Annotated in this window: 21 protein-coding genes; 6 read left to right on the top strand and 15 right to left on the bottom strand. The window is 63.5% G+C overall.

What is annotated here, in order from left to right:
• Positions 1-2 precede the first annotated feature (2 nt).
• From truB to JWV26_RS05050, 5 genes are all read left to right on the top strand, one after another.
• Positions 3-923, top strand: coding sequence for a tRNA pseudouridine(55) synthase TruB (gene truB / locus JWV26_RS05070; RefSeq protein WP_004424396.1), 921 nt, complete (start codon positions 3-5; stop codon positions 921-923).
• A 170-nt stretch (positions 924-1,093) separates the two neighbouring features.
• A complete protein-coding gene (rpsO, locus tag JWV26_RS05065) occupies positions 1,094-1,363 on the top strand; it encodes a 30S ribosomal protein S15 (protein WP_004424394.1) in 270 nt (89 codons plus the stop codon).
• A 171-nt stretch (positions 1,364-1,534) separates the two neighbouring features.
• On the top strand, positions 1,535-3,640 hold the full coding sequence (pnp, locus tag JWV26_RS05060) for a polyribonucleotide nucleotidyltransferase (protein ID WP_074679481.1): 2,106 nt from the start codon (positions 1,535-1,537) through the stop codon (positions 3,638-3,640).
• 318 nt (positions 3,641-3,958) lie between these two features.
• Complete coding sequence (locus tag JWV26_RS05055; protein ID WP_017675327.1) at positions 3,959-4,312, top strand: BON domain-containing protein; 354 nt, start codon at positions 3,959-3,961, stop codon at positions 4,310-4,312.
• 57 nt (positions 4,313-4,369) lie between these two features.
• Positions 4,370-4,567, top strand: a complete 198-nt coding sequence (locus tag JWV26_RS05050) for a CsbD family protein (RefSeq protein ID WP_074916313.1) — start codon at positions 4,370-4,372, stop codon at positions 4,565-4,567.
• A 216-nt stretch (positions 4,568-4,783) separates the two neighbouring features.
• Here the strand turns inward: JWV26_RS05050 and JWV26_RS05045 are convergent, their stop codons facing one another.
• The 7 genes from JWV26_RS05045 to JWV26_RS05015 form a co-directional block, all read right to left on the bottom strand.
• On the bottom strand, positions 4,784-5,086 hold the full coding sequence (locus tag JWV26_RS05045; RefSeq protein WP_074916311.1) for a DUF2845 domain-containing protein: 303 nt from the start codon (positions 5,084-5,086) through the stop codon (positions 4,784-4,786).
• Between the two features lie 13 nt (positions 5,087-5,099).
• On the bottom strand, positions 5,100-5,408 hold the full coding sequence (locus JWV26_RS05040; protein WP_045736373.1) for a DUF2845 domain-containing protein: 309 nt from the start codon (positions 5,406-5,408) through the stop codon (positions 5,100-5,102).
• Positions 5,405-8,287 carry a DUF748 domain-containing protein gene (locus JWV26_RS05035; RefSeq protein WP_206418538.1) on the bottom strand — a complete coding sequence of 961 codons (2,883 nt, stop codon included), beginning with the start codon at positions 8,285-8,287 and terminating at the stop codon, positions 5,405-5,407. Before JWV26_RS05035 ends, JWV26_RS05040 begins: the two co-directional genes overlap by 4 nt.
• Before the next feature lie 102 nt (positions 8,288-8,389).
• Positions 8,390-9,406 carry a class I SAM-dependent rRNA methyltransferase gene (locus tag JWV26_RS05030; RefSeq protein WP_206418537.1) on the bottom strand — a complete coding sequence of 339 codons (1,017 nt, stop codon included), beginning with the start codon at positions 9,404-9,406 and terminating at the stop codon, positions 8,390-8,392.
• Between the two features lie 100 nt (positions 9,407-9,506).
• Positions 9,507-10,379: an oxygenase MpaB family protein gene (locus tag JWV26_RS05025; protein WP_206418536.1), complete on the bottom strand. Its 873-nt coding sequence runs from the start codon at positions 10,377-10,379 to the stop codon at positions 9,507-9,509.
• A 70-nt stretch (positions 10,380-10,449) separates the two neighbouring features.
• Complete coding sequence (gene acs, locus JWV26_RS05020) at positions 10,450-12,387, bottom strand: acetate--CoA ligase (protein ID WP_206418535.1); 1,938 nt, start codon at positions 12,385-12,387, stop codon at positions 10,450-10,452.
• Positions 12,388-12,450: 63 nt separating this feature from the next.
• On the bottom strand, positions 12,451-13,557 hold the full coding sequence (locus tag JWV26_RS05015; protein WP_206418534.1) for a DJ-1/PfpI family protein: 1,107 nt from the start codon (positions 13,555-13,557) through the stop codon (positions 12,451-12,453).
• Positions 13,558-13,587: 30 nt separating this feature from the next.
• On the opposite strand from JWV26_RS05015, the gene JWV26_RS05010 reads away from it, so the two are divergent.
• Positions 13,588-14,634, top strand: coding sequence for a GlxA family transcriptional regulator (locus JWV26_RS05010; RefSeq protein WP_241201278.1), 1,047 nt, complete (start codon positions 13,588-13,590; stop codon positions 14,632-14,634).
• A 28-nt stretch (positions 14,635-14,662) separates the two neighbouring features.
• On the opposite strand, the gene pgi is transcribed toward JWV26_RS05010, so the two are convergent.
• From pgi to JWV26_RS04970, 8 genes are all read right to left on the bottom strand, one after another.
• Positions 14,663-16,327 (bottom strand): glucose-6-phosphate isomerase, encoded by a 1,665-nt coding sequence (gene pgi / locus JWV26_RS05005; protein ID WP_072424248.1) that lies wholly within the window; start codon positions 16,325-16,327, stop codon positions 14,663-14,665.
• 80 nt (positions 16,328-16,407) lie between these two features.
• Positions 16,408-17,265 (bottom strand): pantoate--beta-alanine ligase, encoded by an 858-nt coding sequence (gene panC, locus JWV26_RS05000; protein ID WP_074916299.1) that lies wholly within the window; start codon positions 17,263-17,265, stop codon positions 16,408-16,410.
• Positions 17,262-18,062 carry a 3-methyl-2-oxobutanoate hydroxymethyltransferase gene (gene panB / locus JWV26_RS04995; protein WP_059392570.1) on the bottom strand — a complete coding sequence of 267 codons (801 nt, stop codon included), beginning with the start codon at positions 18,060-18,062 and terminating at the stop codon, positions 17,262-17,264. Before panB ends, panC begins: the two co-directional genes overlap by 4 nt.
• Positions 18,063-18,336: 274 nt before the next feature.
• Entirely contained in the window at positions 18,337-18,822 is a 486-nt protein-coding gene (gene folK, locus JWV26_RS04990; RefSeq protein WP_174892483.1) for a 2-amino-4-hydroxy-6-hydroxymethyldihydropteridine diphosphokinase, read from the bottom strand.
• Positions 18,822-20,216: a polynucleotide adenylyltransferase PcnB gene (locus JWV26_RS04985; RefSeq protein WP_021489316.1), complete on the bottom strand. Its 1,395-nt coding sequence runs from the start codon at positions 20,214-20,216 to the stop codon at positions 18,822-18,824. Before JWV26_RS04985 ends, folK begins: the two co-directional genes overlap by 1 nt.
• Before the next feature lie 769 nt (positions 20,217-20,985).
• Positions 20,986-22,413: a sigma-54-dependent transcriptional regulator gene (locus JWV26_RS04980; protein ID WP_206418533.1), complete on the bottom strand. Its 1,428-nt coding sequence runs from the start codon at positions 22,411-22,413 to the stop codon at positions 20,986-20,988.
• 53 nt (positions 22,414-22,466) lie between these two features.
• Positions 22,467-25,421, bottom strand: coding sequence for a sensor histidine kinase (locus tag JWV26_RS04975; protein ID WP_090435368.1), 2,955 nt, complete (start codon positions 25,419-25,421; stop codon positions 22,467-22,469).
• Positions 25,405-25,581, bottom strand: a complete 177-nt coding sequence (locus tag JWV26_RS04970) for a hypothetical protein (RefSeq protein ID WP_003244646.1) — start codon at positions 25,579-25,581, stop codon at positions 25,405-25,407. The genes JWV26_RS04975 and JWV26_RS04970 overlap by 17 nt, the downstream gene beginning before the upstream one ends.
• Positions 25,582-25,656 lie beyond the last annotated feature (75 nt).

Below are 25,656 nucleotides of genomic sequence, written 5' to 3'. Positions count from 1 at the left end.
GCGTGGCGCAGGTAAAACGTATTCGCCGCAAGGTTGACGGCATCATCCTGCTCGACAAGCCGCACGGTTTCACCTCCAACGCCGCGCTGCAGAAGGTGCGTTGGCTGCTCAATGCCGAGAAGGCCGGTCACACCGGTAGCCTCGACCCGTTGGCCACCGGTGTGCTGCCGCTGTGTTTCGGTGAGGCGACCAAGTTCTCCCAGTATCTGCTCGACGCCGACAAGGGCTACGAGACCGTCGCTCAGTTGGGCGTCACCACCACCACTGGTGATGCCGAAGGCGACGTGATCGAACGGCGCCCGGTGACCGTCGGTCGCGCCGAGATCGAGGCGCTGCTGCCGCGCTTTCGAGGTGAAATCAAGCAGATACCGCCGATGTACTCGGCGTTGAAGAAGGATGGTCAGCCACTCTACAAGCTGGCTCGTGCGGGTGAAGTAGTGGAGCGCGAAGCGCGTTCTGTTACTATTGCGCGCCTGGAACTGCTGGCCTGCGAAGGCGAGCAGGCCCGCCTGGCGGTTGATTGCAGCAAAGGCACTTATATCCGTACGCTGGTCGAGGATCTCGGCCAGTTGCTCGGCTGCGGGGCACATGTCGCCGAGCTGCGCCGTACCAAGGCGGGCCCGTTCGACCTGACGCGCACCGTGACGCTTGAAGAACTGGAAGCCGCACACGCCGAAGGTGGTAACGAGGCGCTGGATCGCTTCCTGCTGCCGGCCGATAGTGGTCTGCAAGACTGGCCGCTGCTGCAGTTCTCCGAGCACAGCGCGTTCTACTGGTTGCAAGGGCAGCCGGTACGTGCGCCGGAAGCTCCGAAGTTCGGCATGGTGCGGGTGCAGGATCACAATGGTCGCTTCATCGGTATCGGTGAAGTGAGCGACGATGGGCGTATCGCCCCGCGTCGATTGATTTATACCGGTGCGTAGCACCGAACGGTTCGGCCGAGATGGCTGAAAGCCTGATGCTGACGATGTCGTCATCAGGTGCTGCGAGGGTGGCTGTTAGTAGGCACGGTCATACCTCTTTTTAAAACACGGGAAGCGATTCCCGGCCTATTGAGACTGCTTCGGCAGTTTCCAGATGAGAGGAAGCCAACATGGCACTCAGCGTTGAAGAAAAAGCCCAGATCGTTAACGACTACAAGCAAGCTGAAGGCGATACCGGTAGCCCGGAAGTGCAGGTTGCCCTGCTGACCGCCAACATCAACAAGCTGCAAGGCCACTTCAAGGCCAACGGCAAAGATCACCACAGCCGTCGTGGTCTGATCCGTATGGTTAACCAGCGTCGTAAGCTGCTGGACTACCTGAAGGGTAAAGACACCAGTCGTTACAGCGCCCTGATCGGTCGCCTGGGCCTGCGTCGTTAATAGACGCGAGCTGCACAAGTTGGAAGCTGGGAGTTCGGCGTCGCGAGTGGGGAGTGATCCTCACCTCGGGGCGCTGGGCTCCCAGCTTTTGGCTTTTCGAGGGATGCATCGGGTCCGACTCCCGCGCTTCTTTCCAATTTCCCCCAAGGCAACAAAGAGAAGGAAAACACCGTGAACCCGGTAATCAAGAAATTCCAGTTCGGTCAGTCGACCGTTACCCTCGAGACTGGCCGTATCGCCCGTCAAGCCTCCGGCGCAGTGCTGGTAACCGTTGACGACGACGTCAGCGTGCTGGTCGCCGTAACCGGCGCCAAGACTGCAGACCCAAGCAAGGGCTTCTTCCCGCTGTCCGTGCACTACCAGGAAAAGACCTACGCTGCCGGCAAGATCCCAGGTGGTTTCTTCAAGCGTGAAGCGCGTCCTTCCGAGAAAGAAACCCTGACCTCGCGTCTGATCGATCGTCCGATCCGTCCGCTGTTCCCGGAAGGTTTCCAGAACGAAGTGCAGGTCATCTGCACCGTGGTTTCCACCAGCAAGAAGACCGATCCGGACATCGCGGCGATGATCGGTACTTCGGCTGCCCTGGCCATCTCCGGTATCCCGTTCAGCGGCCCGATCGGTGCTGCGCGCGTTGCCTTCCACCCGGAAACCGGCTACCTGCTGAACCCGAATTACGAGCAGCTCAAGGCTTCGAGCCTGGACATGGTCGTGGCCGGTACCAAGGACGCCGTGCTGATGGTCGAATCGGAAGCCAAAGAGCTGACCGAAGACCAGATGCTGGGCGCTGTGCTGTTTGCCCATGAGGAGTTCCAGGTTGTCATCCAGGCTGTCGCCGAGCTGGCTGCCGAAGCCGGCAAGCCGACCTGGGACTGGCAGCCGAAGCCGGAAAACACCGCGCTGCTGAACGCCATCCGTGGTGAGTTCGGTGACGCGATTTCCCAGGCCTACACCATCACCATCAAGCAGGACCGCTACGCGCGTCTGGGCGAGCTGCGCGATCAGGTCGTGGCCAAGTTCTCCGGCGAAGAAGGTCAGCCTACTGCCGGTGAAGTCAAGGAAGCCTTCGGCGAGATCGAATACCGCACCGTGCGCGAGAACATCGTCAACGGCAAACCGCGTATCGATGGCCGTGACACCCGCACCGTACGTGGTCTGAACATCGAAGTCGGTGTACTGGACAAGACCCACGGCTCGGCGCTGTTCACCCGTGGCGAAACCCAGGCGCTGGTCGTGGCCACCCTCGGTACCGCCCGCGACGCGCAACTGCTCGACACCCTCGAAGGCGAGAAGAAAGACCCCTTCATGCTGCACTACAACTTCCCGCCGTACTCGGTCGGTGAGTGTGGTCGCATGGGCGCTACTGGCCGTCGCGAAATCGGCCACGGCCGTCTGGCCCGTCGTGGCGTTGCCGCCATGCTGCCGAGCGCTGACGAGTTCCCGTACACCATCCGCGTGGTGTCGGAAATCACCGAGTCCAATGGTTCTTCCTCCATGGCTTCGGTGTGCGGCGCTTCCCTGGCGCTGATGGACGCCGGTGTGCCGATGAAGGCACCGGTTGCCGGTATCGCCATGGGTCTGGTGCTGGAAGGTGAGAAATTCGCCGTCCTGACCGACATCCTCGGTGACGAAGACCACCTGGGCGACATGGACTTCAAGGTAGCCGGTACTGCCAAAGGCGTCACCGCGCTGCAGATGGACATCAAGATCCAGGGCATCACCGAAGAAATCATGGAGCAGGCGCTGGAGCAGGCGCTGGAAGCCCGCCTGAACATCCTCGGCCAGATGAACCAGGTTATCGCCCAATCGCGCAGCGAGCTGTCGGCCAACGCGCCGACCATGCTGGCGATGAAGATCGACCAGGACAAGATCCGCGACGTGATCGGCAAGGGTGGCGCGACCATCCGTGGTATCTGTGAAGAAACCAAGGCCTCGATCGACATCGAGGACGATGGCTCGATCAAGATCTTCGGCGAAACCAAGGAAGCGGCCGAGGCTGCCAAGCAGCGCGTTCTGGCCATCACTGCCGAAGCCGAGATCGGCAAGATCTACGTCGGCAAGGTCGAGCGCATCGTCGACTTCGGTGCCTTCGTCAACATCCTGCCGGGCAAGGACGGTCTGGTGCACATCTCCATGCTCAGCGATCAGCGCGTGGAGAAGGTCACTGACGTGCTGCAGGAAGGCCAGGAAGTGAAGGTACTGGTGCTGGACGTGGACAACCGCGGCCGTATCAAGCTGTCGATCAAGGACGTAGCGGCTGCCGAGGCCTCTGGCGTCTAAGCACGGTTCGCCTGTTCGAACGAGAGGGCTCCTGCGGGAGCCCTTTTTTGTGCGTGATCGTCAGGGTTCATCATTGCCGACCTGAGATGCGACTGCGATGCATGCGTTTACTCGCTTATCGGATCATGCAAATTGCCCGAGAGATTTTTTGCGACTCGGCGAAATGCAATCAAAAGCATAGTGGTAATTTTATTTAAGTTCTTGTTTTTAAAGGATTTAATTTAATTTAAAAACCTGGCACAGGCCCTGCAATAGTACTGGTGAACCTGCAACCAGGAGTTGGTTTGCAGATTGTCTGGAATGTACAGGAGTCGAATCATGAAACAGCCAATCAACCGTTTTGCCGCTACCACCCTGACCGCTGCCGTGCTGAGCATGTCGCTGGCCTCGGCAGCCTTCGCCGCAGAGCCGACCATGCTGGCGGCCAATGACACTGTGGATAAAGCCGAGCAGGCGGTATCCGACACCTGGATCACCAGCAAAGTGAAGTCCACCTTCGTTGCTGACTCGAACCTCAGCGCGCTGGACATCAAGGTCGAGACCAACCAGGGCGTAGTTTCCCTGTCCGGCGTGGTCGCAACTGACGCCGAGCGTGATCTGGCCATCGCCAAGACCAAGGAAATCGAGGGTGTGCGTGACGTGTCCGCCGATGCCCTGAAAACCGCTGACTGATAGCCGAGCCGGCCGGGCCAGCGCCCGGCCCCACTTTCTGTCACTGGGAGAATGACCATGAATAGCGACATCATCAAAGGCAAATGGAAGCAGCTCAGCGGTCGCATCAAGGAGCGTTGGGGTAACCTGACCGATGACGACCTGGACGTCGCCGAGGGCCACAGCGAGTACCTGGCCGGCAAGCTGCAAGAACGTTACGGCTGGACCAAGGAAAAGGCCCAGCAAGAGCTGCGCGATTTCAGCGACAAGCTCTGAGCACGGATTGCCGGGTAAGGATGCCCACAGGTACGGATAGCTTCAGAAACGGATGTATCTTCAGCACGGATGGCTACGGGCAGGACGCCTGTTCAGCACGGATAGCGACAGGCATGGATGCGCGAAGGCCCCGCCGGTGTGACCGGCGGGGCCTTGATTTTTATGCAGGGCGCACGATGCGCATGCCGCTCCGAGTGCCCTGCATGCTGCGCAGCATCAACTGCCGCGCTTGCTGCGGACTTCGGTCAGGCGGCCGCCCTCGAAGCGTAGAAAGTGGTACATACCGCTTTTCGGGCCGTAGACCCACTCCTCGACGCTCACTTCGTTGCGAAAACCGTAGCTGTCGACCACTTCCTTGTAACCGACAAAGTCGCGACTGGACGGCTCGCCACATTTGTTCAGCACCTCTGCGGTGGGTGCTGTCTTGCTGACCAGGGCGCTACCGCAGCGATAGGTGGAAGACGCCTCGGCCATCAGGGGCAGACAGAGTAGCGTGAGCAGACAGCTGAATTTGCGCATGAGAGCCTCCTGTTCAGCGTTCGCGGCGGCGTTCGATGGCGGTCAGGCGGTTACCCTCGAAGCGCAGGATGCTGAGCATGCCATTGCTCGGGCCGTATACCCATTCCTCGATCATGTACTCGCGGCGGTCATAGGAGCCCAGGGTGTAGCCGACCGGGTCACGGTGCACCGGCGCGCCACATTTACGCTCGACCTCGAACGGACGGTCGCCAAGGCTGACCAGAGCGCTGCCGCAGCGTAGCGTGTCGGCCTGCGCGCTGATGCTGAGCAGGCCGGCAACCAGGCTTGTGAGCGTGATGATGGATAAGCTGCGCATGATCATTGGCTGTCCAGGTGCAGGGTGGTGAGCACGCGGCCGTCGGCTTCGGGTTCACCCAGGTTGGCATCGATCAGGTAGACACGTTCATCGTACAACCCGCCTTGTTCAACCAGATAATCCTTGATCGTTGCAGCGCGTTGCTGAGCCAGTTGGCGCAGCAGCAGCTTGCTTTGCGCCCAGGAGTCCAGCACCGCCTTGCGCATGTTCTGCTGGCGTTGCTCTTTGTCCAGTTCGGCCCACTCGGCTGGCGGCTGCTGCTTGAGGCGGGCGCGATAGATGCCTTCGAGCAGCGCGGCCTGTTCGTCTTCGGCGACCGTCAGCTCATCGGGACTGGCCGGTACCCTGTCACCACGGCGTTGCAACACCTTGTACCAGGTTTCGCGAAATTCGCGCTGCAGGCGCTGCTCGGCCAGCAGCGGGCCGTCGGCACTCTGCGCGGCCTGGCCTTCTACCTCCAGACGCAGATTCGGGCGCTCTTCGAGCGCTTTGGCCAGTGTGTCCAGGGCCTGGCGCGCGTCGCCCTGCAGCTCCGCAGAGCCAGCGACGAAGGGCACGGTGCTGAGGTCGACGTTGCTGCCACCGACCAACCCGGCGATGAACTTGAACGGCGCCTGGGCCGCGCGCAACACCAGATTGCGCAGGGTCTGCCAGACAATGGGCATGACGCTGAATTGCGGATTGTTCAGATCACCCTGTACCGGCAACTCGATGGCGATGCGCCCCTGGGTGTCCTTGAGCAGGGCGACTGCCAGGCGAATCGGCAGGTCCACGGCGTCGGGGCTGTCGACGCGCTCGCCCAGTTGCAGGTTCTCCACCAGCACCTTGTTCTCGGCATTGAGCTGGCCCTTCTCGATGCGGTAGTGCAGGTCGAGGTTGAGGCGGCCCTTGCGGATGCGATAACCGGCGAACTTGCCGGAGTAGGGGGTGATGGTGGTCAGCTCGACATTCTTGAAGCTGGTGGCGATATCCAGACTGTTGAGCGGATCGAATGGCGTCAGCTTGCCCTTGATGCTCATCGGCGCGTAGCGGTCGACCTTGCCCTGGATATCGACGCTGGCGGCTTGCGGCTTCTGATTGTCGAGTACGCCGATGCGCCCGTTCATCTGCTGAACGGCGGTGGCGAAGCTGGGGGTCAGGCTGAAGTCGGCGAAGTTGGCCGAGCCGTCATTGATGGCTACGCCGCCGATGCGGATCGCCAGCGGCTTGCCCGCATCGGTCTTGCTCTCGTTCGGCGTCGTCGGCTGCGGCACGATCAGCTCGCTGACGTTGGTGGTCAGGTTCTCGTTGATCACGAAGCGTGCATAGGGCTGATCCAGCTCCACGCGTTCGATGGCCAGGCTTTCGCCGTGGCGGTAGTCGAGACCACTCACCCGTACCTGTTTCCAGCGCACGAAATCGCGTTCGCGCAGGGTATCCAGAGTGTGCAACTGATCGACGTGGGCGCTGCCTGTGACGCTGAGTGCCAGCGGCTCGGTACTCTTGAGCTGCACGTCGAGGTCGCTGCCGAGCAGGCCGCTGCGCAGTTCCAGGCGAATGAAGGGGCTCAGGTAGGCCTGCGCCAGGCGCAGGTCGATGTCCTGGGTGGCGACCTTGAGCTGAGCACTGGTTGGGCTCAGTTGTACGTTGCCGGCCGCCTGCAGCTTGCCCTGCTTGCCCAGGCCGGTGTCGAGCCTGAGGTCGAAAGGTTTGTCGCCGAGGCTGTCGAAGTTCTTCAGGTCGAGGTTCAGTGGGCCGACCTCCACCGCCACTTCCTGTTGCGGTACGCGGTCGGCCAGGTGAGCCTTGTAGTCGCGCAGCTGCACATCCTGCAGCAGCACTTGCCAGGGCTTGCTCTCACCGGCCTGCTCCGCGGGTTCGGCTGCTTCGCTCTTGGCGCTTTCTGGTTTGGCGAACAGCTTCTGCCAGTCCAGTTGGCCGTCGGCTTCGCGTGCTGCCCAGGCCTCCAGCCCCTGGCTGCGTACCTCGCCGACCACCACCTGCTGCTTGGCCAGGTCGAGGCTGGTGTTGTCGATATCCAGGCGTTGCAGGCGTACCAGCGGTTTGCCTTGCGGGTCGTCGATGGCGAAGGGGGCCAACTGCACCTTGATCTTGCTCAGTTGCAGCTCGGTACCGCTGGACAGGTCTAGGCGATAGTCGCTGCTGAGGTCGACCTGGCCTTCCTTGAGGACCAGTGGCAGTGCGTCGCGCACGTAAGGCCAGAAGGTGCTCAGGCGGCCGTCGCTGACGCTCAGGCTGCCACTGGAGGTGATGGGCGTCAGGCTGACCTGGCCGCGCCAGTCGATCTGCGCGCCGTGCGGGCCACTGGCGGTCATGGTCATTTCGGCGTTGTCGCCGGCCAGGGTGCTGAGGTTGTGCAATTCCAGATCGAGTGCGTCATAGGCGAATTCCACGGCCTCGCTCGGGCGCAGGTCCTGGAAGCGCAGCGACTTCTCGCGTAGACGAATGCTGTCGATGCGCAGCGGGAAGGGCTCGCTGTTCTCTGCCTTGGGTTCTGCCTGGCTTTGCGGCAGATTGAACAACTGGGTGAGATTGAGCGTGCCATCTTTGTCGAACAGTATCTCGGTACGTGCGCCGTCGAGCTCTACGTCACTCAGGTGCAGGGCACCGCTCCACAGGCTATCGCTCTGCAGGTTGGCGTAGAGGCGCTGGAAGCTCAGTTGCTCCTGGCCACTCTCGCCGATACGCAGGCCCCAAAGGCTCAGCTCGAGCGTGAAGGGGTTGAGCTGCACGCGCTGCAGCGAGGCGGGTAGCGTGGCGTACTGCGCCAACTGCTGATTGGCGATGCGCAGGGCGATGCCCGGCAGAATCAGAAAGCCGATCAGGCTGTAGAGGAAAACGGTGATCAACAGTGCGCTCAGCGCGCGCTTCAGTCCTTTGGGCATGGCTTGGCGTCATCTATCCAGACGAGGAGACGACTTGGAGTATGGCACGGCGGTTCAGTTCCGGTCGTTATCGCTGCAGTCAGATTGCACGTAAGTCCCGGTTCAGAGGTGCAGGATCAGGGTTTTCAGCGGCGGTTTGGCGTCTTGCGAAGGGAAATCGGGCGCAGGAACGATGACCTGGCAATCCTGCACCTGGCGGCCGAGCTTCTCGGCGCAGCGCAGCACCTGCGCGCGCCAGTCGCTCATCTCCACCTTTGCCAGGTTGTTGCAGCACACCAGGGTGCCGCCTTCGGCCGTGGCCAGCAGTGCCGGTTTGAGCAGGCTCTGGTAGTCGCGCAGCAGGTCGACGGTGCCAAAGGCGCTCTTGGCCCAGGCGGGCGGGTCGAGGAACACGAGGTCGAACTGGCGCGGTTGCAGGCGCGGGTAGCTCGGCAGTTTCTGTCCTCGGCGGCTGCTGATCGGTAGATCGGCCAACTGACGAATCGCCGGAAAATAGTCGGACTGGATGAACTGCATGGCGGGCAATTCGGGGTTGAGCGCGCCGTTCTCCTGGCCCACGGCGAGGTTGCCCTGGGCGAAGTCGAGGTTGATCACCTCGCGTGCGCCGCCTGCTGCGGCGCATAGACCGACGCCGCAGGTATAGGCGAAGAGATTGAGCACGGCCTTGCCAGCGCTGTTGGCCTTGACCCAGCCACGGGCGTTGCGCAGGTCGAGAAACAGCAGAGGATCTTGTCCGGCATGCCGACCGCGTACGCGGTAATTGAGCCCCCATTCGCGGCTGACCATATCCTCCAGTGCTGCATCCTCGGCCTGGAACAGGGTTGGGTCGCGATCGATCCGCGAATTGCCCTTGGAGCGGTCGTTGTAGACCAACAGCAATGGCTGCCTCAGATAGGCTTCGACACTGCCGACGATGCTGTGCAGATCGTCGGCCTCCAGCGGTTGATGAAAACTCTGCACCAGCAGCTGCGGGCCGTAGCGGTCGACTGTCAGGCCTGGCGCGCCTTCCTGGCTGCCGTGGAACAGGCGGTAGCAGTCGGTGCCTTGGGCGTGCAGCTCCGCGAGCAGGTTTTCGCGAGCGGCGAGGGCGGCGCGCAGCGCTTGGTCAAGAGAAGGCATGCGCGGCGTCTCGGAGAAAGGAAGGCCGGCAGTCTATCAAGAAAAGCCGCTGGGTATGGCCACAGGGCGGGCGTAACCCGCCTGCTCGACTGTGGCAACCCTACAGGTGCGGCGTTAGACGACGGTGGGCACGCTGTGCGGCGCTGTTGCGAATCGCCCAGCGCAGCAGCGTGGCGGTGCGTTGCACGCTGCTGCGAATCAGCGGACGGCGCCAGGGCGCCTGATGCTCGCCAAGCAGATCGCTGGCCCAGTCCGGCAGCAGGTCAACGCCGGCTTGCATCATCAGGTTGCCGAAGGGTCTGGCGAGAATGTTGGGCACCGGTGCGGCATACAGCAGCCGCACCACTTGGCGGGTGCGCTCGTCGCAGAGCAGCTGCGCACGCATACGCTGCAGGTAGTCGCTGATGGCCTGGCGCGACTTGGGCACGTCCCGCGCGCCGAGGCGCTCGGCGATCAGCGCGACCTCGCGGTAGTAGCGATCCTGTTCGGCCAATGCTAGCTGCGGGTCGACGTAGCGCAGGTAACCGGCGAGAAACTGGCTGACCTCGGAAACATGTACCCAGGTCAGCAGCTCGGGATCGCTGGCGCTATAAGGGCGACCGTCCGGCGCACTGCCGACCACCTGCAGGTGGATGTGGCGCACCTTGTCGATCAGCTGTTCGGCATCGTGCAGCCCGCCGTAGGTGGTGCCGGCGATGAACAGGCTGGTGCGGCGCAGGCGGCCGAGCATGTCTTGGCGAAAGGTGGAGTGATCCCACACCCCGGCGAGCGCCAGCGGGTGGAGCATCTGCAGGAGTAGGGCGGAGATGCCGCTGACCATCATCGCGGTGAAGTCGGCGTGGACTTTCCAGACCATCGACTCGGGGCCGAACAGTCCGGCATCACCGCGCGGCTGGTCGAGGTCGAGTATGCCCAGCGAGGCGCCGGTAAGGCTGTGCACCTGTTTTTCGATCTGACGACGTAGGCTTTCCATGACGCGCAGTTTCAGCGCTTGGCTGGCCCAAGACAAGATGCGCCCGGCCCTTTCAGGCCGGGCGCGAGGCTCAGCGGTTGAGGCGCTGATCGATCAGGCTGTCGACCACGCTGGGGTCGGCCAGGGTCGAGGTATCGCCCATGTTCTCCAGCTCGTTGCAGGCGATCTTGCGCAGGATGCGTCGCATGATCTTGCCCGAGCGGGTCTTGGGCAGGCCCGGCGCCCACTGGATCAGCTCCGGCTTGGCGAAACTGCCGATCTCCTTGCCGACCAGGGCCAGCAGGTCCTTCTTCAGCTCGTCGGACGGTTCCTGGCCATTCATCAGGGTGACGTAGGCGTAGATGCCCTGGCCCTTGACGTCGTGCGGGTAGCCGACCACGGCTGCTTCGGCCACCGCATCGTGCAGCACCAGCGCGCTTTCCACCTCGGCGGTGCCGATGCGGTGGCCGGAGACGTTGATCACGTCGTCGACGCGGCCGGTGATCCAGTAGTAGCCGTCCTCGTCGCGGCGCGCACCGTCGCCGGTGAAGTAGTAGCCGGGGTAGGGCTTGAAGTAGGTGTCGATCATGCGCTGATGATCGGCGTAGACGCTGCGGATCTGGCTCGGCCAGCTGGCTTTGATGGCCAGCACGCCGCTGCCGGGGCCGTCGATCTCCTTGCCCTGTTCGTCGAGCAGCACCGGCTGCACGCCGAAGAAGGGGCGGGTGGCCGAGCCGGGCTTGAGGTCGGTGGCGCCGGGCAGCGGGGTGATCAGGATGGAGCCGGTTTCGGTCTGCCACCAGGTATCGACGATGGGGCAGCGCATGTCGCCGACCACATGGAAATACCATTCCCAGGCCTCGGGGTTGATCGGCTCGCCCACCGTACCGAGCAGACGCAGGCTCGAACGCGAGGTGGCTTTGACCGGCGCCTCGCCTTCGCGCATCAGCGCGCGCAGGGCAGTGGGAGCGGTGTAGAAGATGTTGACCTGGTGCTTGTCGATCACCTGCCAGAAGCGCGAGGCGTCCGGGTAGTTGGGCACGCCTTCGAACATCAGTGTGGTAGCGGCGTTGGCCAGCGGGCCGTAGACGATGTAGCTGTGCCCGGTGACCCAGCCGACATCGGCGGTGCACCAGTAAATGTCGCCCTCGTGGTAGTCGAACACGTACTTGTGGGTCATCGCCGCGCCGAGCAGGTAACCGCCTGTGGTGTGTAGCACGCCCTTGGGTTTGCCGGTGCTGCCCGAGGTGTAGAGGATGAACAGCGGGTCCTCGGCGTCCATCGGCTCGGCCGGGCAGTCAGCCTCGACTTCCTTGAGCGCCTGGTGATACCAGAGGTCACGGCCCTCCACCCAGGCCACGTCACCCTGAGTGCGCTCGACCACCACCACGGTGGAAACGTTCGGGCAGCTCTGCAGGGCCTTGTCGACGTTGTTCTTCAACGGAATGTACTTGCCGCCACGCACACCCTCGTCGGCGGTGATCACGGTGCGGCAGTCGGCATCGAGAATGCGGTCGCGCAGGGCATCGGGGGAGAAGCCGCCGAACACCACCGAATGCACCGCGCCGATGCGCGCGCAGGCGAGCATGGCGTAAGCCGCTTCCGGCACCATCGGCATGTAGATGCACACCCGGTCGCCCTTCTTCACGCCACGGCTTTTCAGCACATTGGCCAGGCGACTGACGTTGTGGTGCAGCTTGTTGTAGGTGATGTGCGCCGACTCGGCCGGGTTGTCACCTTCCCAGATGATGGCGATCTGCTCACCGCGCTGTTGCAGATGGCGGTCGATGCAGTTGTAGGCGACGTTGAGCTGGCCGCCCTTGAACCACTCGGCGCGGCCCTGCTTCAGGTCGCTGCTGTGGACCTGATCCCAGGGCTTGAACCAGCTGAGGAAGGCCTTGGCCTGCTCGGCCCAGAAGGTATCGGGTTGCTCGACGGACTGCTGGTACAGGCGCAGATAGGCGTCGTTATCCAGGTGTGCACGCTGGCGCACCGCGTCGGCCACGGGGTGACGGGTGATCTCGAACATGGCGGGGTCCTTGTAATTGTTTGTCCGCAACAGGCCCAAGGGTGCATCCAAGCCCGTGCAGGTTCAAGGGCTATGCAACTCGATTTGCCCTTTCACAGGATTGACCGAGCCGGCGGGCGCATGTTCCAGCTGCGCGGCGACCAGGCGCCGGGTCGCCTCGCCGTAGCGCCCGGCAATGCCGTCGAGCGCTTCATCGATGGCCCGGGCGGCATCCATTTGGCGCCCTGGCAGCGCCGGCAGCCCGGCGCCATCTCGTTGCGGGACGAATGCCAGCCCGCCAGCGCTGCGCACGGTATGTGGGGCAACGCCGTAGACCTGGGTGCGGAAGGTGCGCGCCCAGGCGTCCACCCGTAGCGCCAGGGCGACCTCGTCCAGGCCGTCGTGCAAGGTGACAGCGAAGCGCTCATGTCGCCACCGGGCGAGATAGTTGCCGGAGGCCGTCAGGTAGCCTTGCGCGCCCAGGGCAAAGCCCTGGCTGTGGTGTTCGGGCGACCAGCTGGCCACGCCAAACTCCCGCGCCAGTATCGAGGCTCTGATGTGGCCGGCGATGGCCTCGACCAGTGCCAGGGAGGCGGGCAACGCCGCGCTGACCCCGGAGGTGGTCATCAGGGCGCCATCGACCACATAGCGGCGATCTTCCTGCCAGAGGGTGTCGGGGAAGTCCTTCAGGCGCTGGCTGCGTGAGTACCAGTGGCCGGTGGCGCGGCGGCTCTGCAGCAGGCCGGCATGGGCCAGCGGCAGCACGCCGTCGCAGATGCCGACCAGGGTGGCGCCCAGGGCGGCCTGTTGCCGGATGAACTCCAGCAGCAGCGGATCCCGGCTGTCGTGCACGGCCGGCACGATCAGATAGTCGGCGCCCTGCGGGAAGCGCTGGCGGAATTCGGCAATGCTGGCGTCGGGGCGGAGGCTCAGGGCCGGCATCAGCTCGATCGGGGCCGCCTCGTTGGCCAGCGCCAGCACCTGCGCATGGCCAGAACGGCGCAGCACGCCCAGCGGCACCACATAGTCGGCCAGTTCGGTCATCCGGTTCTGGCCAACCACCGCCACCACCGGCCGTTCACGGCCGAATCTCGGCTGGTAGGGCTCCAGGCTTTCCTCTGCGGCCTGGGTCGGCACGGCCAGGCACAGCAACCACAGCAGGTAGCGGGACAGTTGTACGGTATGGCGCATGCGGCATCTCCATCAAGGCTGGAATGCAGCGTGGCGCAGTGGCTGCTGTCGTATCTGTCACTGATGAGTGAATATCTGCCAATCGGTTTTCAGATTGAGGCGATAGCCATGACGGGGCGCGTGCTGCTACTGGTGTTTCCCGAGTTTCAATTACTCGACGCCACCGGGCCGGCCGAGGTGTTCGCGGCAGTGGACGAACATCTGCCAGCGGCGGGCCGGCCTGCCTATAGGCTGCAGACGATCTCGCCGCAAGGTGGTCTGGTGGCCTCCAGCGCCGGCCTGACGCTGAGCACCGAGGCGCTGCCCGAGCCTCGCTCGGTTGCCGGTAGCACCTTGCTGGTGGCCGGCGGAAGTGGCGTACAGGCTGCCATGCAGGAAGGGCGGATCGCCCGCTGGCTGGGCGAGGCCGCGCCGCTGGCGGCGCGCTGCGGCTCGGTCTGTACCGGCGCCTTTCTCTTGGCGCAGGCCGGCCTGCTGGACGGCCGCGAGGTGGTCACCCACTGGCGTTACGCCGAACTGCTGCAACGCCTGTTCCCCCGCTTGCGCGTGCTGCACGACAGCTTATTCGTGCGTGACGGCACCTTCTACAGTTCGGCGGGGGTCACCGCTGGCATGGATCTGTGCCTGAGCCTGGTGGAGGACGACCATGGTCGCCAGGCCTCGTTGCAGGTGGCCAAGGGGCTGGTGATGTACCTGCGCCGGCCGGGCGGTCAGCGCCAGTTCAGCGCCGAGCTGCTGGCGCAGCAGGCACCGCCGGATGGCCAGATGCGGCGGCTGCTGGAGTGGTTGCGCGAGTCATTGGCCGAGCCGCTGGATGTCGAGACCATGGCCGAGCACATGGCCATGTCGACGCGCACGCTGCACCGTCACTGCCAGGCGGAACTGGGGCTGACGCCGGCGCGGTTGCTGTTGCAGCTGCGCCTGGAGTGCGCCTGCCAGCTGTTGGAGGCAGGCGAAGCCTCGCTCAAGCGCGTGGCGCAGCGCAGCGGTTTCGACAGCGGGTACAACCTCCGGCATGCCTTCAGCCGGGCTCTGGGGGTGACGCCGGCGGAGTACCGGCAGCGCTTCTGCCGCTAGGCGCACGGATGCGCCCGCGGCGGAACGATCAGCCGCGGTGCTGGGAACGGAAGTGCTCGATCAGTCCCTGGGTGGAGGCGTCGCTGGCCGGTTCACCACTGGCGCCGGTGAGGCGTTGATAGACCTCCTTGCCCATTTCCTTGCCCAGTTCCACGCCCCACTGGTCGAAGGCGTTGATGCCCCAGATGGCGCTCTGCACGAACACCTTGTGCTCGTACAGCGCCACCAGCGCGCCGAGGTTGAATGGCGCGATGCGGTTCATCACCAGGATGTTGCTCGGTCGGTTGCCGGGGATCACCTTGTGCGGCGCCAGGCGCTGCACCTCGTCTTCGCTCAGCCCCTTGGCACGTAGCTCGGCCTCGGCTTCTTCGCGGGTCTTGCCCTGCATCAGCGCCTGGGCCTGCGACAGGCAGTTGGCGAACAGCCACTGATGATGGTCGGACAGCGGGTTGTAGCTGTTGACCGGGACGATGAAGTCCGCCGGCACCAGCAGGCGGCCCTGGTGCAGCAGTTGGTGGTACGCGTGCTGGCCATTGCAGCCGACGCCGCCCCAGATGATCGGGCCGGTGGCGATATCCAGCGGCGTGCCGTCCTGGCGCACGCTCTTGCCGTTGGACTCCATGTCCAACTGCTGCAGGTGCTTGGTGAAGTTCCGCAGATAGTGGTCGTACGGCAGAATCGCGTGGCTCTGCGCGTCCCAGAAGTTGGTGTACCAGATGCCCAGCAGGGCCATCAGCACCGGCATGTTCTCGGCCAATGGTGCCTGGGTGAAGTGCTCGTCCATGGCATAGGCGCCGGCCAGCAGCTCCTTGAAGTTGGATACGCCGATGGCCAGGGCGATGGGCAGGCCGATGGCCGACCACAGCGAATAGCGGCCGCCGACCCAGTCCCACATGGGGAAGATGTTCTCCTCGCCGATGCCGAACTCGATGGCCGCCTTGCGGTTGCTGGTCACGGCGATGAAATGGCGATGCAATTGCTCTTCCGGGCCGCCCATGGCCAGGTACCAGTCGCGCGCGGCCAGGGTGTTCTTCAGGGTTTCCAGAGTGCCGAAGGACTTGCTGGAAACAATGAACAGGGTGGTTTCCGGGTTGAGGCGGGCGGTCAGCTCGCGGAATTCGCTGCCGTCGATATTGGCCAGGTAGTGGCAGCGCACACCGCGTTGCGTGAACGGGCGCAGCGCTTCGGAGACCAGTTGCGGGCCGAGGAAGGAGCCGCCGATACCAATGTTGACGACTTCCTTGATCGGTTTTTCGCTGTAGCCGCGCCACAGACCGCTGTGAATGCGACTGACCAGTTCGGTGACCTGGTTCAGCACGCGATGGACCTCGGGGATGATGTCATGGCCATCGACCAGCAGGCGGCGGCCGATCGGGCTGCGCAGGGCCGTGTGCAGGGCGGCGCGGCCTTCCGAAGCATTGACCTGCTCACCGTTGAACAGGTTGGCGATGGACTCCTGCAGACCGGCCTGCTCTGCCAGTTGAATCAGCAGCTCGAGGCTGCGCTCATCAATCAGGTTTTTCGAGTAATCCAGCAGCAGCCCGCAGCTGTCGAGAGAAAATCGCTGGTAGCGCCTTGTATCTGCTGCAAAGGCCTCGCGCATACTGAAACCGGCCATCTCGGCACGATGTTGCTGCAGGGCCTGCCAGGCGGGCAGGGTGGTGACGTCTTGAGGCTGCTGGTAATAGGCCATCGGAGCTCCTGATCCACAAAAGCAAAAGGCCCGGATCGATCCGGGCCTTTGAGAGTGTAACCGGCTGCCTTTGCAGGCAGCTACTGGCGCGGCAGTTCAACCACCAGATTGTCGATCAGACGGGTGCTACCCAGCTGTGCGGCGGTCAGAATCACCAGGTGATGGTCGTCGACCTGTGCCGGGCGCAGATTCAGCGCGTTACGAATCTCCAGGTAGTCGGGCACGAAACCAGCAGCACGCTGTTGCGCCTGGGTAGTCTCGATAAGCCGCGGGTAGTCGCGGGCGCCGCGGCGCAGTTCTTCAGCAATCGCTTGCAGGCCTCGATACAGAGCTGGGGCGGCGGCGCGTTGCTGGTCGCTGAGGTAGCCGTTGCGCGAAGACAGCGCGAGGCCGTCTTCGGCGCGTTGAGTCGGCGCACCGATGATCTGGATCGGCATGTTCAGGTCCTGCACCAGCGCGCGGATTACCGCCAGTTGCTGATAGTCCTTCTCGCCGAATACGGCCAGATCAGGCTGGACCATGTTGAACAGCTTGGTCACCACCGTCGCCACACCCTCGAAATGCCCCGGACGGCTGGCGCCGCATAGGCCCTCGGAAACACCGGGAACGCTGACGCGGGTCTGGTCACCCATGCCGTGCGGGTAGATTTCCGCAACATCGGGGTGAAACAGCAGGTGGCAGCCGGCTGCCAGCAGTTTTTCCTGGTCGGCGGCGAGGGTACGCGGATACTTGTCCAGATCTTCACCGGCGCCGAACTGCAGTGGATTGACGAAGATGCTGGCAACCACGAAGTCGGCGCGTTGGGCGGCGATCTCTACCAGCGAAACGTGACCCGCGTGCAGATTGCCCATGGTCGGCACGAAACCGATCTGCTTGCCTTCGGCCCGTGCCTGGGCGACAGCTGCGCGCAACTCGCGCAGGGTTTTCACCGTGTTCATGCGGAAAAGCCATGTTCGGCGGCGGGGAAGCTACCGTCCTTGACAGCCTGTACGTAAGCGCTGAAAGCACCCTGAATGCTGCTCTGCCCCTCCATGAAGTTGCGTACGAACTTCGGTGCGCGGCCCGATAGCGACAGCCCGAGCATGTCATGCTGCACCAGCACCTGACCGTCGGTGGCGCTGCCAGCGCCGATGCCGATCACCGGAATCTTCACCGCCTGGGTGATTTCTGCGGCCAGTTCGCTCGGCACGCATTCGAGCAGCAGCATGGCAGCACCGGCCTGCTCCAGTGCCATGGCATCGGCGCGCATCTGCCGTGCCTGCGCTTCCTGACGGCCTTGTACCTTGTAGCCGCCGAGGATGTTCACCGCTTGCGGGGTCAGGCCCAGGTGCGCGCACACCGGTACGCCACGCTCGGCCAGCAAACGGATCGGCTCGGCCAGCCAGCCGGCGCCTTCGAGTTTGACCATATGCGCGCCGGCCTGCATCAGCTTGGCGCTGTTGTGCAGAGCCTGCTCGGTGGTGGCGTAGGCCATGAATGGCAGGTCGGTGACGATCAGTGCGCCCTGGTTGCCGCGTTTGACGCAGGCAGTGTGGTAGGCCATCTCCTCGACGCTGACCGGCAGGGTGCTGTCGTGGCCCTGCAGGACCATGCCCAGGGAGTCGCCGACCAGCAACACGTCGACACCCGCCTGGCAGGCCGCATGGGCGTAGGTGGCGTCATAGCAGGTCAGCATGGCGATCTTTTCACCGTTCTGCTTGAGGCTCTGCAGGGTGGTCAGGGTAACGTCAGGCATTTCAAAGGTCCTCGCTCAGGCTCGGTATACCGCTTCTATCTGGCTGCAATCCGGCCTGGATTGGCATCAAAGGTGCGCCCGGCGCGGGGCGACGGGACGCCTATAGTCCTGATGGGGGGGCGTGAAGTCAATTGCAGGTGTTACCGCTCTGTTACTGGCGTTACCGCCAATGCGCGGGATGTCGGGTTGCGCAAGGGACCGTCCGGTGGGAGGCGCTTTCAGCGGCGAGCTTGTCGGGGCTTGGCTGAAGCCCTTCCTACAGAGGGCGGCCGGGCTACTCGGCCAGGCGTTCCAGCCCGGTGAAGGGGCAGGCTTCCAGCAATGCATCGAGGCTGCGGCCGTCCGGAAGCTGCAGCTCTGCGGCCAGTTCGGCCAGCGGATAGAGCACGAAGGGGCGCGCCTGCATGTGGTAGTGCGGCACGGTCAGACGCTCATCGTCGATCAGGCGCTCACCGAACAGCAGGATGTCCAGGTCCAGTGTACGCGGGCCCCAGCGCTCGGCCTTGCGCACGCGCCCCTGTTCCTGCTCGATGCGTTGCAGCGCATCAAGCAGTTGCCAGGGCTCCAGCTCGGTATCCAGCGCTGCCACGGCGTTGACGTAACGCGGTTGATCGGCCGGGCCAAGGGGATCGCTGATGTAGAACGACGAGTGCGCCTGTAATTGGCTGCGCGGCAACTGCGCGATGGCGTGCAGGGCCGCGCGCAGCTGTTGCAGTGGTTCGGCCAGGTTGCTGCCGAGGCCGATGTAAACCCGCTCCATCACTCGCCGCCGCTGTCGTCGCTGCGCTTACGGCGATTGTTGTTGCTGCGGCGACGTTTGCGCGGCGCGTTGCCGGTGCTTTCGCCTTTGCTGGCGAGGTCGCGAATCATCTGCCGGCGCTCGCTGTCGTTGGCGTCCTGATAGTCCGTCCACCATTCGCCCAGGCCACCGGTATCTTCCCCGGCCAGTTCGCGCAGCAGGAGGAAGTCGTAGCCGGCGCGGAAGCGCGGATTTTCCAGCAGCAGATCGGCACGTTTACCGCTGCGGCGCGGCAGGCGTTCCTGCATGTCCCAGATCTCGCGAATCGGGATGGTGAAGCGCTTGGGTACGGCAATGCGCTGGCATTGCTCGGCGATCAGTTCATGGGCGGCTTCCTGCATCGCCGGAATCGGCGGCATGCCCTTGTTCTGCAGTTGCAGTACACGGGCCGGTAGCGCAGGCCAGAGCAGCGCCGCGAAGAGGAAGGCCGGCGTGACCGACTTGCCATCGTGAATGCGGTCATCGGTGTTGATCAGCGCCTGGCGGATCAGCTTCTCGGTGTACTGCGGATTCTGCTTGAGCGCTGCGCCGCTGGCCGGGAACAGCTGGGCGAACAGGTCGTGTTCGAGCAGCAGGTCGAAGGTGTATTCGGCGTAACCGGAGAGGAACAGCTTGAGTACTTCGTCGAACAGACGCGCCGAGGGAATGTCGCGCAACATTGGCGCCAGACGGCGAATCGGCGCGGCGCTGTGCTTTTCGATCTCGAAGTCCAGCTTGGCGGCGAAACGCACCGCACGCAGCATGCGCACCGGGTCTTCCAGGTAACGCTGTTCCGGGTCACCGATCAGGCGCACCAGATGGTTGCGCACATCGTGCATGCCGCGGGCGTAGTCGAGGATATGTTCCTGGGTCGGATCGTAGTACAGCGCGTTGATGGTGAAGTCGCGGCGCTGGGCATCGTCTTCCAGTGTGCCGTAGACGTTGTCGCGCAGAATGCGGCCGCTCTCGTGGCGCGACGCCAGATTGCTGTTCTCTTCCTCGTCACCCTGAGGGTGATTGGCGCGGAAGGTGGCCACTTCGATGATCTCGCGACCAAAATGAACGTGTACCAGCTTGAAGCGGCGGCCGATCACCCGTGCGTTACGGAATTCCGCGCGGACCTGCTCGGGCGTGGCGCTGGTGGCCACGTCGAAATCCTTGGGGTCGATATCCAGCAGCAGGTCGCGTACGCAGCCGCCGACCAGGTAGGCCTGGTAGCCGGCCTTCTGCAGGCGCTCGACCACGCTGATGGCGTGACGGCTGATCTCGTTGCGCTTGAGCGGATGTTGGCTGCTGCTCAGCACTTCGGGAGTGCTGCGTGGACGTGGGGCACGGCGCAGAGGTGAATGGAAAGATTTGAACAGCTTTTTCAGCATGGGATGCACTGTTTGGAGTAGTGGTCGGCCTGCTGCGCATGCGCTTGAAAATCGAATTGCGTGAGCATCACGGCGTCAAAAGCAGTTTGCTTCGGCAAGGTTTTTCAACTGCATGCGAAACGATGACCGCATGATTGCTGCGGATTCTAGCATCGTGTCGGGAGAAGGTGTATGGAAGGGCGGCAGGCGGGGATCCGAGGACCGGAAGCTACTGGGGGAGCCGAAGCTCCCCCCCAAGTTGGTGCGTGCTCTATTTTTATTGTTATTGAGGGCCTGTTGTTTTTGTTGTTCGGCCCTTCCCGGCTCGCCGTGGCTTACCGGGTGCTCCCTAGAATGGGGAGCCAATAGCAAACGGATTTCTTTGGACGCTGATGCTGCCTTAATCAACCAGTTCCGGCGCTGCCTCGAGGCAGTTTTATTGTTCTCAGTCTGGTCGCTGGGGCGAACCCCTTGTGGCAACTCCTCTCCAAAAGAATCAGTTAGCTGCGCCTCCTTACCTTGTTGTTCTTGTTGTTGTGGAGTCGTTACGTCTTGTTCTTATTGTGTAGGGCATTGCTTGTTATTGTTGTTGTGCCAGAGATAAAGCAGATGCCGTGCCAGTTTTTACGATTCCTTGTAAATCAAGGGCTTGAGGCTATCTGGGGTGTTCGGGTGGGTAGAAAAAAGCCGGGTTTTCGTTACCGTTAGACCCGGCCTTTGTTACGAGATATTGAAACGGTAACAACCTGTGGAGCCCATGCGCGGGCAGGCTGTCACCGACGCCGTGACGTCAAGGGCCGCTCGTCACGCCGGATTTGCGCCGCGGAATGCCCAGGCGCTGACGACGTTCCCACAGGCATTTGCGGCTGATGCCCAGTTTGCGGGCCAGCTCGGTTTCCGTCATGTGGTCCTGGTGCTCGAGGACGAAGTGCTGGAAGTAGTCCTCCAGCGACAGGTCTTCGGTAGGCTCATGGCTGTTGCCAGCGCTTTGCCCGGCGGACGGCAGGCCGAAATCCTCCTCGTCCAGATCGTCCAGCTCGATGTCGATACCCAGCAGGTCGGCGGAAATTTCCGTCCCCTCGCAGAGAATCACCGCGCGCTCGATGGCGTTTTCCAGTTCGCGTACGTTACCCGGCCAGGAGTAATGGCGTATCGCCTGCTCGGCATCATGGGCGAAGCGCAGCGGTTCGCGGCCCATGCGCGTGTACTGGCGGACCAGAAAGGCCTGGGCGATCTCGATCACGTCGTTACCGCGCTCGCGCAACGCCGGCAGTTTCAGGGCAATGACGTGCAGGCGGTAGTAGAGGTCTTCGCGGAACTGACCGGTCTTGGCCAGCGTCTTCAGATCGCGGTGGGTCGCGGCGATCAGGCGGACATCCACCTTCTGCGATTGCACCGAGCCGACCCGGCGAATCTCGCCTTCCTGCAGCACGCGCAGCAGTCGCGCCTGAGCTTCCAGCGGCAGTTCGCCGATTTCGTCGAGGAACAGCGTGCCGCCGTCGGCCGCTTCCACCAGGCCGGCGCGCCCGGCGCTGGCGCCGGTGAAGGCGCCTTTCTCGTGGCCGAACAGTTCGGACTCGATCAGCGTCTCTGGAATGGCCGCGCAGTTCACCGAGATCAGCGGCGCCTTGGCGCGCCTGGACAGATTGTGCAGGGCGCGCGCGACCAGCTCCTTGCCGGTGCCGGACTCGCCCTGCACCAGAACGTTGGAATCGGTGGGGGCGACCTTGCGAATCTTGCTGTAGAGCTCCTGCATGGCAGCGCAGGAGCCGATGATGCCGATCTCGCCGTTGGCGTTGTCCGCAGCCTTCTCGGTAGTGTTACGTGCATTGCTGGCGGCCGTCGGCGTCGGCGCGCTCTTCACTTCCTGGCGATCACGCAGGATGCGGGCAACGGCCTGCAGCATCTCGTCATGGTCGAAGGGCTTGGCGATGTAGTCCACCGCACCCATTTTCATCGAGTCCACCGCCGAGCGCAGGCTGGCGTAGCTGGTCATGATCAGCACCGGCGTGCCTTCGGCCAGCTTGATCAGCTCGGTACCCGGCGCGCCAGGCAGGCGCAGGTCGCTGACGATCAGGTCGAAGGTGGGGATGCTGTAGCGCTCCTGGGCTTCCTGCACCGAGCCGGCTTCGCTGACCTGGTACTGATTGCGTTCGAGCAGGCGGCGCAAGGCAGAGCGGATAATGGTTTCGTCTTCGACGATAAGAATATGTGGCATTAATTCGATCTCTCGACGGTCACGGTGGTGCCGTTGGCACCCTATATCGCTGTTTACATCGCTACGGACGTCGCCTCGACATGCCTTGGCAGGGTGACCCGAATGCGAGTGCCCAGTTGGCGCTCGGGGTCGGCCGGGCTGTCGATTGTTATTTGTCCATAATGCTCTTCCACGATCGAATAGACCAGCGCGAGGCCCAGGCCGGTCCCTTCGCCGGGATCCTTGGTGGTGAAGAAGGGTTCGAACAGACGGTCGATGATCGCCTTGGGAATGCCGCTGCCTTCATCCTCGACGATCAGGTCGACGGTATGCTCGCTGGCCTCGCTGCGCACGCGGATGGCGCCGCCGGGCGGCGAGGCGTCACGGGCGTTGGACAGCAGGTTGATCAGTACCTGGGCCAGGCGCTGCGGGTCGCCGCAGGCCCAGTGCTGCGGATCGCAGAGGTTGTAGAACTGGATATCGAAGTTGCGTTTGTTCAGCGACAGCAGGCCGATGGCGTCCTGCGCCACGTCGGCCAGGCACACCGGCTCGTCGCTGCGCTGGTGGCTGCCGGAGTGGGCGAAGCTCATCAGCGACTGGACGATGCGTGATACGCGCTTGGTCTGTTCCAGGATCTGCCCGCTGATTTCGGTCAGCTCGCCGTCGTTTTCGCGTTCCTCGCGCAGGTTTTGCGCCAGGCAGGCGATGCCGGTGATCGGGTTGCCGATCTCGTGGGCGACCCCGGCGGCGAGGCGGCCGATGCTGGCCAGGCGCTCGGAGTGCACCAGCTTGTCTTCGAGCATCTGGGTTTCGGTCTGATCCTCGACCAGCAGCACCAGGCCACTGTTACCGGGCGCCAGCGGTTCGTTGATGGCTGCCTTGTGCAGATTCAGCCAGCGAATCTGCCCGTCGAGCGCCAGATGCTGTTTGTGCAGGTGCTGGTCCGGGCGTTCGATGAAGTCCTGCAGCAGGCTCTGCCAGGGTTCGGCCAGGGTGCTCAGGCGCGAACCGACGATGCGCTGGGCAGGGATGTCGGTGAGTTCTTCCATGGCCCGGTTCCACATCAGGATTTCCTGGTCCTTGGCCAGCGAGCACACGCCCATGGGCAGTTCCTGCAAGGTCTGGCGGTGATAGCGACGCAGGGCGTCGAGCTCGGCGGCCAGGCCGGTGAGGCGCGACTGGTAATCCTCCAGGCGGCTTTCGATGAAGTGGATGTCCTCGGTGACGTAGCCTTCGGTGCCGGACTTGTAGGGCAGGAAGGTTTCGACGATGTCCTGCGCCACGCTCGGCCCCATCAGGCCGGACAGGTTGGCCTCGATGCGGTCGCGCAGGCGGCGAAGGGCATAAGGGCGGCTCTCGTCGAAGGGCAGGTGCAGGTCGCGCAGGGCCTGTTCCACTTCGCGCTGCGCGGTCTTGGCGCCGAGCGGCTTGGCCAGTTGTGCGGCAAAGTCCTGCGGAGACACGGCGACCAGCTCGCGCCGCTGCGGGCGGCGCACGTTGTCCACCGCGCAGGCTTCGGCGGCGCTCTTCTCCTCGGGGCTGGCCTCGGTGAACAGCGACACCAGGGTGAACATCAGCACGTTGGCCGCCAGTGAGGCGATGGCCGCCAGGTGCCAGCTGGCGTCATCGAGCACATAGATGACGTTGAACAGGGGCAGGTAGAAACCTTCCAGATTGCCCAGCAGCGGCAGCAGCATGGTCAGTGCCCAGACGCTGATGCCGGCCAGCAGGCCTGCTAGGAAACCGCGGCGATTGGCCGTCTGCCAATACAGCACCGACAGTACGCCGGGCAGGAACTGCAAGGTGGCGACGAAGGCGACGATGCCCAGGTTGGCCAGATCCTGCTGGGCGCCGAGCAGCAGGTAGAAGCCATAGCCGGCCATGATGATGGCCACGATCAGCGCGCGTCGCGTCCACTTCAGCCAGCGGTAGATGTTGCCTTCGGCTGGCGGCTGGTACAGCGGCAGCACCAGGTGGTTCAGCGCCATGCCGGACAGCGCCAGGGTCGAGACGATGATCAGGCCGCTGGAGGCGGACAGCCCGCCGACATAGGCGAGCAGGGCCAGGGTTTCGCTGTTGACCGCGATACCCAGACCCAGGGTGAAGTATTCGGGGTTGGTGGTCGCCCCGAGCTTGAGGCCGGCCCAGAGGATCAGCGGCACGGCCAGGCTCATCAGCAGCAGGAACAGTGGCAGGCCCCAGCTGGCGCTGACCATGGCGCGCGGGTTGAGGTTCTCGGTGAAGGTCATGTGGTACATGTGCGGCATGACGATGGCCGAGGCGAAGAACACCAGCAGCAGGGTGCGCCACGGGCCTTCCTGCAGCGGCGTATGCAGCGTGGCCAGTGCCGCCTGGTTCTGCACCAGCCATAGCTCCAGCTCACGCGGGCCGCCGAACACCTGATACAGCGCGTACCAGCCGATCACGCCGAGGGCGACCAGCTTGACCAGCGACTCGAAGGCGATGGCGAACACCAGGCCCTCGTGCTTCTCGCGCGTGGCGATATGGCGCGCGCCGAACAGAATGGTGAACAGGATGATCAGCCCGCAGTAGCTCAGCGCGACCTTCTCCTGCAGCGGCTCGCGGCTGAGGATGCCGATGGAGTCGGCCACCGCCTGGATCTGCAGGGCCAGCAGCGGCAGCACGCCAATCAGCATGAACAGGGTGGTCAGTGCGCCGGCCCAGGTGCTGCGAAAACGGAAGGCGAACAGGTCGGCCAGCGATGACAGCTGGTAGGTGCGGGTGATGCGCAGGATCGGGTAGAGCAGCACCGGGGCCAGCAGAAAGGCCCCGGAAACCCCGAGATAGCTGGCGAGAAAGCCGTAACCGTACTGGTAGGCCAGGCCGACCGTGCCGTAGAAGGCCCAGGCGCTGGCGTACACGCCCAGCGACAGGGTGTAGGTCAGCGGGTGGCGGATGATCCAGCGGGGGATAAGGCCCTTTTCACTGACCCAGGCGACTCCGAACAGCATCAGCAGATAGCCGGCGCTGATCAGGATCAGTTCGCTCAGGCTAAAGCTCGTCAGCATCGCGTTGGCTCTGAAGAATGAAGGTGACGACGATCAGGATCAGCCACAGCAGATAGGGCCGGTACCAGGCGCCATTGGGGTCGATCCACCAGTCCATGATGGCCGGTGAGAACAGGTAGATCCCCACTACCAGGATCAGAACCAGTCGGTAGATATACATGTGACATCTCGTCGAAGGATGTCGCGATGGTAAAGGATGGCGCGCATCGCAAGCCACAAACTTGAAACCGGCTCG

Origin of the sequence: Ectopseudomonas toyotomiensis (assembly GCF_017167985.1) — a bacterium.
GTDB classification, from domain to species: Bacteria; Pseudomonadota; Gammaproteobacteria; order Pseudomonadales; family Pseudomonadaceae; genus Aquipseudomonas; species Aquipseudomonas toyotomiensis.
This window is presented reverse-complemented; position numbering and strand designations above follow the sequence as displayed.